The 13,007-nt window shown below is 71.4% G+C and carries 11 protein-coding genes; 8 read left to right on the top strand and 3 right to left on the bottom strand.

The features are described from left to right. The first annotated feature begins 2 nt into the window (after nt 1–2). Both Apa02nite_RS02740 and Apa02nite_RS02735 read left to right on the top strand, forming a co-directional pair. Nucleotides 3–1,025, top strand: a complete 1,023-nt coding sequence (locus Apa02nite_RS02740) for an ABC transporter permease (protein WP_203823666.1) — start codon at nt 3–5, stop codon at nt 1,023–1,025. Further along, nucleotides 1,022–1,795, top strand: a complete 774-nt coding sequence (locus Apa02nite_RS02735; RefSeq protein WP_203823665.1) for an ATP-binding cassette domain-containing protein — start codon at nt 1,022–1,024, stop codon at nt 1,793–1,795. Before Apa02nite_RS02740 ends, Apa02nite_RS02735 begins: the two co-directional genes overlap by 4 nt. On the opposite strand, the gene Apa02nite_RS02730 is transcribed toward Apa02nite_RS02735, so the two are convergent. Continuing rightward, nucleotides 1,764–2,990, bottom strand: a complete 1,227-nt coding sequence (locus tag Apa02nite_RS02730; RefSeq protein ID WP_203823664.1) for an RNA-guided endonuclease InsQ/TnpB family protein — start codon at nt 2,988–2,990, stop codon at nt 1,764–1,766. The genes Apa02nite_RS02735 and Apa02nite_RS02730 overlap by 32 nt on opposite strands. 110 nt (nt 2,991–3,100) lie before the next feature. Here Apa02nite_RS02730 and Apa02nite_RS02725 point away from each other — a divergent pair, with 110 nt between their 5' ends. The 6 genes from Apa02nite_RS02725 (at nt 3,101) to Apa02nite_RS02700 (ending at nt 10,410) form a co-directional block, all read left to right on the top strand. After that, nucleotides 3,101–4,309: a family 1 glycosylhydrolase gene (locus Apa02nite_RS02725; protein WP_203823663.1), complete on the top strand. Its 1,209-nt coding sequence runs from the start codon at nt 3,101–3,103 to the stop codon at nt 4,307–4,309. Then, nucleotides 4,309–5,640, top strand: coding sequence for an FAD-binding oxidoreductase (locus Apa02nite_RS02720; RefSeq protein WP_203823662.1), 1,332 nt, complete (start codon nt 4,309–4,311; stop codon nt 5,638–5,640). The genes Apa02nite_RS02725 and Apa02nite_RS02720 overlap by 1 nt, the downstream gene beginning before the upstream one ends. After that, nucleotides 5,633–6,055, top strand: coding sequence for a VOC family protein (locus Apa02nite_RS02715; RefSeq protein WP_203823661.1), 423 nt, complete (start codon nt 5,633–5,635; stop codon nt 6,053–6,055). The genes Apa02nite_RS02720 and Apa02nite_RS02715 overlap by 8 nt, the downstream gene beginning before the upstream one ends. Then, a complete protein-coding gene (locus Apa02nite_RS02710; protein ID WP_203823660.1) occupies nt 6,052–6,909 on the top strand; it encodes a flavodoxin family protein in 858 nt (285 codons plus the stop codon). Before Apa02nite_RS02715 ends, Apa02nite_RS02710 begins: the two co-directional genes overlap by 4 nt. A gap of 114 nt (nt 6,910–7,023) precedes the next feature. Beyond that, on the top strand, nt 7,024–8,802 hold the full coding sequence (locus tag Apa02nite_RS02705; RefSeq protein WP_203823659.1) for a CocE/NonD family hydrolase: 1,779 nt from the start codon (nt 7,024–7,026) through the stop codon (nt 8,800–8,802). Between the two features lie 81 nt (nt 8,803–8,883). Further along, on the top strand, nt 8,884–10,410 hold the full coding sequence (locus Apa02nite_RS02700; protein ID WP_203823658.1) for an FAD-dependent monooxygenase: 1,527 nt from the start codon (nt 8,884–8,886) through the stop codon (nt 10,408–10,410). Between the two features lie 16 nt (nt 10,411–10,426). Here Apa02nite_RS02700 and rubN8 read toward each other — a convergent pair whose 3' ends face one another. Beyond that, complete coding sequence (rubN8, locus tag Apa02nite_RS02695) at nt 10,427–11,740, bottom strand: amino sugar nitrososynthase RubN8 (RefSeq protein ID WP_239164073.1); 1,314 nt, start codon at nt 11,738–11,740, stop codon at nt 10,427–10,429. 14 nt (nt 11,741–11,754) lie between these two features. Then, nucleotides 11,755–12,990: a class I SAM-dependent methyltransferase gene (locus Apa02nite_RS02690; RefSeq protein WP_373872812.1), complete on the bottom strand. Its 1,236-nt coding sequence runs from the start codon at nt 12,988–12,990 to the stop codon at nt 11,755–11,757. Between the last annotated feature and the right edge of the window lie 17 nt (nt 12,991–13,007).

The raw sequence follows: 13,007 nt of genomic DNA, 5'->3' as shown, positions 1-13,007 counted from the left end.
CAGTGACCGCAGAACCAACGATCGCGGAGACCGCCGACCCGGCCGGTGTCCGAGGGCTGCTGTTCGTCCGCGACCGCGGCATCTTCGTCCTCTGGGCCGCGCTGCTGATCGGTTTCGGCCTGTGGGCCAGCCCGTACTTCGCCAGCCTGGACAACGCGCTGCTGATCGCGAACGCCGCGGCACTGACCGCGATCTTCGCGGCCGGGATCGCGGTCGGCATCATCTGCGGCGCGCTCGACCTGTCCATCCCGGGCACCGCCGCGATGGCCGGCTGCGTCTGCGGCGCTCTGATGACGCACGGGGTGCCGGTGGGTCTCGGCATCGTCGCCGGGCTGGCCGTCGGCGTGCTGGTCGGTGTGCTGAACGGGCTGATCGCGCTGCGCGGCTTCAACCCGATCATCGTGACCATCGGGTCGTTGTCGGTGCTGTCCGGGCTGGCCGCCGCGCTGGCCGGCGGGTACACCATCCCGGGGCTGACCGGGCTGATGTTCCTCGGCACCGACCGGTTCGCCGGGATCCCGGCGCCGGTCTGGGTGGTCGCCGCACTGTTCGTGGCCGGCACGGTGTTCCTGACCCGGACCCGGGACGGCATCCGGCTGATGGCGGTCGGCGGCAACGCCGAGGCGGTCCGGCGGGCCGGCATCCACGCCGACCGGTACAAGGTGCTCGGCTTCGTGGTCAGCGGGTTCTGCGCGGCGCTCGGCGGCCTGGTCACGGCGGCGCTGGTGACCGAGGCGAACCCGGCCGCCAACCCGGGCATCATCTTCAACGCGCTGACCGCGGTGGCGCTGGCCGGTGTCTCCCTCGCCGGCGGGCGCGGGTCGCTGCCGCGGGTGCTGGTCGGCGCGCTGATCCTGGGCACCATCGCGAACGGGCTGACCATCAAGGGCATCCAGCCGTACTGGGCGACCGCGGTGACCGGGGTGCTGCTGCTCGCGTCGCTGGGTCTGGAGAAATGGGTGTCCACCACGGTCTCCCGCCGGCTGGTCGTCGCGGCGCAAGACGACAAGAAGGTGACCCGATGACGGAATCCGTGCTGGAACTGCGCGGCATCGACATGCACTACGGCTACGTCCGCGCGCTCGACGCCATCGACGTCACGGTGGGGCACGGCGAGGTGGTCGGCCTGCTGGGCGACAACGGCGCCGGCAAGTCGACCCTGCTCAAGGTGATGTCCGGGGCGCACCAGCCGACCAGCGGCACGATCCTGGTGCACGGCGAACCCACCACGTTCGCCTCGCCGAGCGACTCCACCGCCGCCGGCGTGCAGATGGTCTACCAGGACCTCGCGCTGGTCGAGGCACAGGACATCGCGACCAACCTGAACCTGGGCCGGGAGATCCTGCGCAAGGGCCCGCTCGGCTGGCTCGGCTTCGTCGACCACAAGGCGCAGCGCAAGCGGGCCGCCGACGAGCTGGACCGGCTCGGTGTGCGGACCGCGCCGGTGACCCGGCCGGTCGAGATGCTCTCCGGCGGGCAGCGGCAGGTGGTCGCGCTGGCCCGCGCCGCGACCCGGGTGACCGGCGAGCGCAACGGCGTGCTGCTGCTCGACGAGCCCACCGCGGCGCTCGGCTACGAGCAGACCCGGCAGGTGCGGGCGCTGATCCGGCGGATGGCCGAACAGGGCGTCGCGTGCGTGCTGGTCACCCACGACCTGCCGCTGGCCGCCGCGGTGTGCGATCGGATCGTGGTGCTCAACCGCGGCCGCAAAGTCGCCGACGTGGCAGCGGCGGAGACCGACAACGATCAGCTGGTCGGCTGGATCACCGGAGCGCGGGAGTCGATGTTCTGTTAACGGCTCCACTGGACGGATCCAGGGGATTCCCAGCTCGGACTGCATCCGATCCACCGTCCCGAGAGGAAGCGATCGAATGTCTGATGTCGTCGGCACTGGCACGGACACGCTCTGCCGTGGCGAGGATCGTCCTCGCGGCGTTGACGTCGCGGTCTGCGGTGTAACCGCAGGCCGCGCAGTCGAAGACGCGGATACCGAGTCCGAGGCGTTGCTTGGCTCTCGCGCCGCATTCGGAACAGGTCATCGTGGTGTAGGCGGGCGGCACCAGCACCACCTTCCGGCCCGCCCGCTTGCCGCGGTAGATCAATTCTCGTTTGCATGCCCCGATCGCGGCGTCAGCTGCTTTGCGGGCCATGCGGGACTTGGCCAGGAATTTCGGCTTGAAGTCCTCGACCGCTATGAGGTGATGTTGCTGGACCACGCTGGTGGCCCACTGGCGAGCGTCATGGGTGTTCTGCCGGGCGGCTTTCTTTTCGATGCGGGCCGCCTGCCGTTTTGCCCGCAGATAGCCTCTCGACGGCGTGACACCCCTCGGGCGACGTCGTCGAGCCATCCTGCGTTGGGCCTTCGCTCGTTCTGCGGCGCAACGCTTGCGGTGGCCAAGGTGTGGCAGGTCGAACCGGGTGTCTGTGGTCGTTGCAGTGGTTTTCACGCCCCAGTCGATGCCGATGGCGGAACCGTCCGCCGGTGCCGGGGTCAACGTCTCGCGTTTGACTACGAAGGACGCATACCAATGGCCGAGGTTGTCCTGGTAGACCCGGACGCTGGTCGGATCGGACGGCAACTCTCGCGACCAGACGACCGGAATACTGACCTTGCCGGGGAGGCGCAGCCGTCCGGCTTTGATCCGGAATCCGTGAGTGGTGTATTCAAGGCTCGGCAGGGTCCTCTTGAGTTTCTTGACCTTTGGTCTCCCGCGACCTTTGACTGTGAACGAGGAGCTCAGAGCTGCCATGTAGGTACGCAGTGTCTGCTGCTGGGCGACCTGCGACCCCTCTCGAAGCCAGGCTTTGCCGGCCCGGGCCTGAGTCAGCAATTTCGACAATTTGCACATGGTCGGGTTGCGGCGGGTCTTCTGCTGGTGGACGGCTTCGTTCCACAGCCAGCGGCAACGCCCCCACTCGGCAAGCAGTGCGGCCTCAGCCAGGCGGCCGGGCCGAAGCCGGTAGGCGTAGCGCACCGTCTCCGTAGGCACCGAAAAAATATACAGCCGAGATATCGATCCCCAAGGACGAGTTCGGCAGTAGTTCTGTCTTCTTCCCAACGCTGAGCCAAAAGCTGAGGGTCCCCCACGGAAGGATTCTGATGGCATTTCTCTGGGGCGTCGCCACGTCCGGGCACCAGACCGAGGGTGGCAACGACACGAGCGACACGTGGTTCGCCGAGAGCGTCTCGCCGACCGTCTTCCGGACGCCGTCCGGGCCGGCCTGCGACAGCTGGGCCCGCTGGCGCGACGACCTCGACCTGGTCGCCGGGATGGGCCTGACCGCGTACCGGTTCTCGGTGGAGTGGGCGCGGGTCGAACCGGTCGAGGGGGAGTTCTCCGCGGCGGCGCTGGACCACTACGCGGCGATCGCCGAGCGGTGTGCCGAGCTGGGCCTCGCGCCGGTGGTGACGTTCAACCACATGACGGCGCCGCACTGGTTCGCGGCGCGCGGCGGCTGGCTGGACCCCGGTTCGGCGGAGCTCTTCGCGCGCTACTGCGGCGTGCTGATGGACCGGTTCGGCGACACCATCGCGTACGCGATCACGCTCAACGAGCCGGACCTGCCGCGCCTGCTGTCCTGGGTACCGATGCCGGACTTCGTGCGCGACCTGGAACGGGCCACCCTGGACGCGGCGAGCGCGGCGGCCGGCGTGCCGCGCTACCGGCTCGCCAACGTCGCGCTGCCCGAGGAGTTCGACGCGCTCGAGGACGGCATGGCCGCCGCGCACACCGCCGGGAAAGCGGCGATCAAGGCCCGTCGCCCGGACCTGCCGGTCGGACTGAGCCTCGCGGTGGTCGACGACCAGGCGGTGGGCACGACAGCGGTCCGCGACCGCAAAAGATCAGAGGTGTACGGCCGGTGGCTGCGTCTCGTGCGCGACGACGACTTCGTCGGGGTGCAGAACTACGAGCGCGCCCGCTACGACGGCGACGGCCTGGTCCCCCCGGAGCACGCCGCGGGGGAGCTGTTCTCCGACGTGCACCCGCCGTCGCTGGGCAACGCGGTCCGGTACGTGCACGCCGAGACCGGCGTCCCGGTCTTCGTCACCGAGCACGGCCTGGCCACCGACGACGACACCGCCCGCGTGGCGTTCCTCGAGCCGTCGATCACCGGTTTGCGGGACGCGATCGACGACGGGGTGCCGGTGCTCGGCTACCTGCACTGGACCCTGCTCGACAACTTCGAGTGGGTCTTCGGCTACGACATCAAGCTCGGCCTGGTCGAGGTCGACCGGGCCACGTTCGCGCGCACGCCGAAACCGAGTGCCGCCGAGTACGCGCGGATCGTACACAAAGGGGGTTGGTGATGTCCCTGATCCGCCGCGGCGACGACGGCTACGAAGCGGCCCGGACCGGCCGGATCTTCAACGACCGGCACCCGGAGCGCTACCCGGCGGCGATCCTGCGGCCGGCCGACGCGGACCAGGTGGCGGCCGGGGTGCGCCGGGCCCGCGCCGAGAACCTGACCGTGAGCGTCCGCTCGGGCGGGCACTCCTGGGCGGCGTGGAGCCTGCGCGACGACGCGCTGCTGATCGACCTGGAGCGGCTGAACCGGCTCGACTACGACCCGGCGACCGGCGTGGTGATCGCCGGTCCGGCGGTGCGCGGCGGCCTCGACCTGGCACCGTTCCTCGCCGAGCGCGGCCGCGCGTTCCCGGGCGGGCACTGCCCCGAGGTCGGGCTCGGCGGTTACCTGCTTCAGGGCGGGCAGGGCTGGAACGGCCGCCGGATGGGCTGGGCCTGCGAGAGCGTGGTGGCCGTCGACGTGGTCACCGCGGACGGCGAGCAGGTCCACGCGGACAGCGAGCAGCACAGCGACCTCTACTGGGCGGCCCGCGGTGCCGGACCGGGCTTCCCCGGCATCGTGACCGCGTTCCACCTGCGGACCTACGAAGCGCCGGCGGTGATGTGGCACGACACCCGGACGTTCCACCCGGACGACGCCGCCGTGCTGCTCGGCTGGCTGCACGACCTGCTGCCCGGCCTGGACCGGCGGATCGAACCGGTCCTGGCCGCGACCCGGCTGCCCGGCGAGACCACCCTGCTGCTGCACACCACGGTGATGGCCGGCTCCGACGACGAGGCGGCCGCGCTGCTGCGGGTCTTCGGCGACGGACCGCTGGCGGGCAAGGAGCGCAGCCGGGTCACCGGGCCGACCTCGATCGCGCAGGAGTGCGTGGCGCAGGCCGAGCAGAGCCCGGAGGGTTACCGGTACGCGGTCGACTGCACCTGGACCGACGCCCCGGCCGACGTCCTGGAACCGCTGCTCAGCCGGCTCTGGCGCGAGCTGGACACCGAGCACTCGTTCGCCATCTGGTACGGCTGGGCGCCCGATCACGAGCTGCCCGACATGGCGTTCTCGGTGCAGGGCAACGTGTACATCGCCACCTACGCGATCTACGCCGACCCGGCGGACGACGAGAAGTACCGGACGTGGGTGCACGAGCGGACCGCCGACCTCGCCCGGCACGGCACCGGCGTCTACCTCGGCGACACCGACTTCACCGGCCGGCAGGACCGGTTCCTCTCCGGCGAGCACTACCGCCGGCTCGAGGAGATCCGCGCGCACCGGGACCCGGCCGGGGTCTTCGCGTCCTACCTGACCGCCGACCGGGAACGCCTGAACGTCCATGACTGAGCCCCGCCTGGACCACGCCGGGCTCTCGGTACGCGACCTCGAGGCCGCCGCCGACTGGTACTGCGCCGCGTTCGGCTACACCCGGGAGGTGGCGCTGCGGGTCGACGCGATCGACCTGGACATCGTGATGCTGATCCACCGGGCGCACGGCGACCGGCTGGAGCTGCTGCACCGCCCCGGCTCCGCACCCGGCCCGCGCCCGGCCGACCCGGCCGAGGCCGCGCTGTCGCAGACGTTCGGGCACGTGGCGTTCGACGTGGCCGACCTGGACGCCACGGTCACCCGGGTGGTCGGCCTGGGCGCCCGGCCGGTGATGCCACCGCGGCCGTCCCCCGAACCGGGCGTACGGATGGCTTTTGTGGCCGATCCTGAGGGCAACCTGATCGAGATCCTGTCCCGAGGAGCAGCGTCATGAAGGTTCTGGGTCTGGGCTGCGGCCGGCCCGGCGGCAGCGCCGAGATCCTGCTGACCGCGGCGCTGCGCGCGGCCGGCGACGCGCACCTGGTCCGGCTGACCGACCTGAGCGGCGACGACGACCTCTGGTGGCTCTGGGAACGCCTGGTCGAGTGCGACGGCCTGATCGTCAGCACACCGATCATGACGCGCACCATCGCGGCCCGCCTGAAAACCGTGATCGACTTCTTGCTGGGGCCGAACGCGGACGCCGCCATCATCGAGCACCTCACCGCGGTGCGCCGTGGCGGCACCGAGCCGGCCGTGCCGTTCCGGGTCGACGAGCGGGTGCTGAAACCGCGGGTGGCCGGCCTGCTCGCGGTCGGCGGCTCGCTCACCCCGCAGTGGAAGACCCTGGCGCTGCCGCTGCTGCACACCACCGCGTTCTCCATGCACATGGCGGTCGTCGACCAGGCCGTCTTCGGCGGCGCCGGCACCCCGCAGTCGATCCTGCTCGACGACGCCGCCCTGGAACGCGCCGCCCGGCTCGGCGGCAACGTGGTCTCGCAGCTCGGCCTGGCCTTCGACGACGTGCGCTACCTCGGCGAGCCGGGGCTGTGCCCGATGTGCCACCTCGACGTGGTGGAGCTGACCGGCACCGCGGTCACGTGCGCGACCTGCGGCAGCGCGGGGGAGCTGGGCGACGGCGGCACGATCCGCTGGACCGACCTGACCTCGTCGGTGATCTCGATGGCCGAGAAGCGCGCGCACGCCCGGGAGATCCAGGAGACCGCCGCCGCGCACGGGAAACTGCGGGCGGACATCGACCGGCGGGCCGCCGAGTTCGGGATCTTCGAGCACATGCTGCGCCCATAGGTGGCTTTTTCGGAGCCGGCCGGGCTCCGGACGAGCGACCGCAGCCTCCACAACGGACATCCAGGCGCTAGCCTCAGGGCTGGCAGCGATGATGGTCTATGTGTTGGAGGTCAGATGAGTGTGCGCAGGTGGACGACGGCCGCCGCCGGGGCGTTGATGACGGTGGCGGCTCTCGGCGTCAGCAGCCCGGCGACGGCGGCCACTCCGGCGCCGCCGGGTGTCACCCACGAGCAGAACCCGCGCGTGCCGGAGGGCGCGGTGTGGACCGAGGAGTACTTCCCGTCCGCCGACCACAGCGGCGTCGAACTGCACGCCGACGTGCTGCGCCCGGCCGGCCTGCCACCGCACGCGAAGACGCCGGTGATCCTCGCCGTCGGGCCGTACTTCAGCCACGCGGGACAGACCGGTCCGGAGGGGTGGCCGCAGACCGGGCCGTCCAGCCGGTTCGCCGACTTCACCACCGGCACGAACCTGTTCGCCCGCGGCTACACGTACGTGATGGTCGACCTGCGCGGCTTCGGCGGCAGCACCGGCTGCCTCGACTGGGTGGGCCCGGGTGAACAGGCCGACGTGCGAGCCGCGATCCGGTGGACAGCCACTCAGCGCTGGTCGACCGGCAAGGTGGGGATGTACGGCAAGTCGTACGACGCGGTGACCGGCCTGGTCGGCAACAACCTGCGTGTCGGCCCGCTCAAGGCGGTGGTGGCCCAGGAACCCGTCTGGAACATGTACAACTACCTGTTCAGCAACGAGGTGCCCCGGCCGAACGTGACCGGCACCCCGAACGCCTACAACAGCATCGCCACCATGCCGACGCTGCCCGACGACACCGGCCGCTACCAGGCGAACGCGACCTACGAGCAGGCCCACCCCGAGTGCCTCGCCGACAACCTCACCAACAACGACAACCCCGACCTGGACTCGTCCTACTGGCGGGCCCGCGACCTCGCCACCCGGGCCAAGGGCACGAACACCCCGCTCTTCGTCACCCAGGGCTTCATCGAGAACAACACCAAACCCGAGGACATGGAGAGTTACCTCGACAACCACCGGGGCGTCGAGCGCGGCTGGCTCGGGCAGTGGGAGCACGTCCGCGGCAACGAGACGAACAGCTCCGGCCAGCTGCTGCAGGGCCGGGCCGGCTTCTTCGACGAGGTGATGCGCTTCTACGACTTCTACCTCAAGGGCATCCGGCCGGCGGTGCACGACCCGGCGTACGCGATCGAGGACAGCACCGGCGTGTGGCGCGCCCAGCCGACCTGGCCGATCGAGTCCTCGGACACCACGGCCACCCTGCTCGACGGCGAGTACGTCGACGACGGCGCCGCCTCGGCCCTGGCCGCGCCGAGCGATCAGCAGTGGGACATGGAGCACGGCGCGGACCCCGCCCCGCCCGCCGCCCGCGGCCTGGCCCCGGCGTCCGGGAGCTACGTCACCTGGTCCACGCCGGTGAAGTCCCGGCTGCGGATCACCGCCACCCCGCGGCTCACCCTGCGCGCGAGCGCACCCGGCAACGTCATGGTCAAGCTCTGGGACGTCGCACCGGACGGGACCGCGGTGATGTTCGACGAGAACGTGGCGCTGATCGAGAAGGCCGGCCGGGTCGGGTTCGACCTGAAGTCCACCGACTGGACCCTGGAGGCCGGGCACCAGCTCGGCGTGCAGATCGGCACGATCGGCAGCGGCAGCTGGCGCGACACCCCGAGCGGCAACACCATCGCGGTGACCCGGGCACGACTGGACCTGGCGCTGCAGAACCCCCGGTTCGACGTGCCCACCCAGGGCGACCGGTCGCCGTTCCTCGACACCTACCTGAGGCAGTACACCCGCACGCTCACCGGGGTGGGTCCGGGAACCTTCCCGCTCACCCTCCGCACGGTCGTGCCGGACTGATCGACCCCGGTCCCGGCGCCGATCGGCCACGGTCCTCAGCACCGTCGGCGCCGGGATCCCCGCGGGCGACATACTCCTTGGGTGAATCTTCCCGTTCTGGTGGTCGGTGCCGGGCCCGCCGGCCTGGTCGCCGCACTCGACCTCGCACGCCGTCGCGTCGATGTCCGGCTGATCGAGCAGTCGGCGTCGCCGTCAGCCGGCTCCCGGGCAAAAGGAATCCAGCCCCGCACCCTGGAGGTCTTCGAGGCGCTCGGCGTCGTCGAGGAGGTGTGCCGCTCCGGCGGGCCGTTCCCACGCTGGCGCACCTACCGGGCGGGGCGCCCGGCCCGAGAGAAGTCGATCTACGACATGCTCGGGATCGGCCAGCCGGTCGCCGGTCCGGCCGTTCCCTATCCGGAGACCTGGATGATTCCGCAGTGGCGCACCGAGGAGATCCTCCGGGACGCCCTGCGACGCCTCGGCGTGCGGGTCGAGTACGGCTCGGCGCTCGTCGCGCTCACCGACGAGGGAACCGAGGTCACCGCCACGATCCGCCGGGACGGGGAGCAGGAACGTCTCCGCTCGTCCTACGTCGTCGCCGCCGACGGCGCGGCCAGCACCGTACGCAGGATTCTCGGCGTCGCGTTCGACGGGGTGACCCGGGACGACGAGCGATACCTCACCGCCGACGTGCGCGCCACCGGGCTGGACCGTTCCTGCTGGCACAACTGGTCGCGCCCCGACGACCCCGCGGCCCGGGTGTCCGTCTGCCCGCTGCCGGGGACCGACACCTTCCAGTTCGTCGCCCCGCTCCCGCCGGGGGAGGAGACACCCGCTCTCGTGCTGGCCACCGTGCAGCGTCTGTTCGACGAGCGGTCCGGCGGTGCCCCGGTGACCTTCGACGAGGTCTGCTGGATCACCGTGCATCGGGCCAACGAGCGGCTGGCGGATCGGTACCGGGTCGGCCGGGTCTTTCTCGCCGGTGACGCCGCGCATGCCGTGCCCGCGGCCGGCGGCCAGGGGTTGAACACCGCGGTCCAGGACTCGTACAACCTCGGCTGGAAGCTCGCGGCGGTGCTGGCGGGCGCGCCCGAGGAACTCCTGGACAGTTATGAGGAGGAGCGGCGTCCCCTCGCGGCGCGCCTGATGCGGGGCCTGGGTGCGGCCGACGACCGCGGCGAGGTGCCGGACATCTTCCAGCTCCGGAACAACTACCGCGGACGCCGGCTCAGCGCCGAGACCCGGCGGGATCCGGGCGGTGTGCAAGCCGGTGACCGGGCGCCGGACGCGCCGCTGAGCCTTCTGGACGGTTCGCGGTCCCGGTTGTTCGAGTTCCTGCGCGGCGCCGACGTCACCGTTCTCGCGTTCGGCGACGAAGCGGCCGGGGGAGGCCACGCCGTCGCGGGCCGGCACGGATCGTCGGCTGTCCTCCGGATCCTCGACGTCCGCACCGAGTCACCCGCGACCGTGGGCGCGGTGCAGGAGATCTATGACGTCGCTTCCGGCCAGGAGGCGCTCTTTCTGGTACGTCCGGACGGTCATGTCGGGCTCGCCGCGGAGGACCACTTCGCCGAGCGGCTGGCCGAGCACCTGCCGCGGTTGACCGCCGGAGGACTGGCCCGGACGTGAGCAGCGGGCCGCACGGTCACCGGCCGTCCACCGGCCGGACGGCCCGCGCACTCACGTAGTTGTTGTCGTGCTCCAGATCCAGGGCCTGTGCACTCAGGTAGTCCACCCCGTCGACGTAGGTGTACGGCTGCATGAACCGGCCGGCGCGCACGTCCCGGTACAGCCGCGCCAAGGGGTGACCCGCCACGTACGTCGCCCCGCCCACCACGGTCAGGCAGTCGTCGACCACCGCCGCCGCCAACTGGTTGACCATGAGCTTGGCGCACTGGAACGGGGTCATCATGCGCCGGCCCCGGTCGTCCGCGTCCATGTCCTGGCGCGGTGAGAGCTCGTCGGCGTTCATCAACGCGGCAGACGCGGTCGCCCGCAGCGCGTACAGGCGTGCGTCGATCTCGGCCACCAGGGTCCGCGTCGCCGCCGGCGGTGTGCCCGGCCGCCGGGTGACGGTGAGGTCGCGGGCCGCCTGGGCCACACCCGCGTAGATGCCGAGCATCGTGATGGAGCTCACCGTGTGCCCGGCCAGGGCCGCGTCGCTGTGCGCGCCGACGCTGCCGCGCGCCAGCACGTCACCGGCCGGCACCGGGCAGTCGTCGAACGCCACGTCGAGCGTGCCGGACGCACGCATCCCCAGGCCCTCCCAGCCGTCGATGACGGAGAGCCCCGGGGCGTCGCGGGACACGATCGGCGCGAACAGCAGCGTCGGGCCCCCGGCCACGGGCGCCTGGGCGGAGACGACGAAATGCGTCGCGATCGGCGCCATCGTCACCAGCATCTTGCGGCCGGACAGCAGCCAGCCACCGGAGCCGTCGGGGCGCAGCCGGGTGACCGCGCCCGGGTGGTCCTTCACCGCGCCGCAGACCACCGCCTCGCCGCGCGCCATCCCGCGCAGCAGCCGTTCGGCCAGGGCGCGGGCGGGCGGCGGTCCGTGCCGCCATTCGTACGTCAGGGTGATCCCCCGGCTGAACTGGGCATGCAGGGCCAGCGCGGTGGAGGCGTCGGCGTCGGCCACCCGCAGCAGCGCGACCGCCACGTCGTGCAGCCGGCTGACACCCATGCCGCCCAGCTCCGCGGGTACGGTCGCGCCCAGCACACCGTCGCGCGCGAAGTCCCGGAAGGTCGCCACGGGGAAAGCGCCGTCCCGGTCGTTGGGCGTGGCCCCGGACCGGATCGCGGGCAGGTGCCGGCTCAGGACGGCCAGCAGCTCACCACCGGGCCGGGTGATCGCGTCATCCAGGGTGCCGGGCGTGACCGGCCGCGACACGCCGGGACCGGTCTCCGGCACGGTGGCGACGGCCCGGGGGGAGACCGGGATGCCGGGCCCTCGCTTCACGCTCTCTCGATTCATCAGAGCACCCGGACATCCGGCACATAACTGATCCATTGCCCGCCACGGCGCCGGAACTCCTCTTCCTTCGCCATGATCTCGTCGGCGTGGTTCCACGCGAACAGCAGCGCGTAGTCCGGGTACGGGTCGCGGAACGCCGTCGGTGGGCGCACCGGGATGTGCTTGCCGGGGGTGATCCGGTGCTGCTTGGCGGGCGTGCTGTCACACACGTACGAGACGAGCTCGGGCCCGATGCCGCAGAAGTTCGTGACCGTCGCGCTCTTCGCGGTGGCGCCGTACGCGACCACCAGGGATCCCTCGGCGCGGAGCCGCCGCAGCAACGCCATCAGGTCGTCGCGGACCCGCAGCACGCTGTCGCCGAAGCGGCGCAGGGTCGTCAGGTCGGACAGGCCACTGGCGTCCTCCTCGGCGAGCAGGCCGGCGACGGCGGCGCTGGGCACGCGCGCGCCGGCCCGGGCGAGCGTGTACCGGACCTCGCCACCGTGCACCGCCAACCGGTCCACGTCCACCAGCTGGAACCCGTAGTGCTCCGCCATGGCTCGCACCGAGTGCCCGCTGAACAGGAAGAAGTGCTCGTCGTAGATCTGGTCGAAGGACGTCTTCGCCACCAGGTCGCCGAGGTACGGGTCCTCGAACACGAACACGCCGTCCGGAGCCAGCAGCGCGTCGACACCGCGGAAGATCGATTCCGGGTAGGGGATGTGACACATGGTGTTCGCCGCGTAGATGACCTGGGCCGGTCCCTCCTGCGCACGCACCCGCGCCGCGGTCTCCTCCTCGAAGAACGCGGTGCGCACCCGGATTCCCTGAGCGCGGGCCGCCTCGGCCACCCCGTTGGAGGGTTCGAAGCCCAGGTGGCGTACCCCGGCCTGGTTGATGGTGGCGAGCATGACGCCGTCGTTGCAGCCCATCTCGACGATGAACGGGTCCGCCACGGCCAGTTCGGTGTCGAGGAACCGCCGCGCGACGGTCGCGAAGTGCGCCCGCATCACCGCGGACCCGGACGAGTGGTACGGGTAGTCCTCGTGGAACATCTTCTCCCGCGGTACCGACTCGGTCAGCTGCACCATGGTGCACGACTCGCAGCGCCCGACGGCGAGCCGGAAGAAGAACTCCGGGGCGACGCTCTCCGGCTCACGGAACGCGTCGGACAGCGGCTGCCGTCCGAGATCGAGGAACTCGTGGACGTGTCCGCCGCACACCTTGCAGGTGACGGCCACCGGCTCGTTCGGCACAGTGCTCCCTCCATAGC

Origin of the sequence: Actinoplanes palleronii (assembly GCF_016862315.1) — a bacterium.
GTDB lineage: Bacteria > Actinomycetota > Actinomycetes > Mycobacteriales > Micromonosporaceae > Actinoplanes > Actinoplanes palleronii.
Note: the sequence above shows the minus strand (reverse complement) of the source record. Positions and strands in the feature narration are given on the sequence as shown.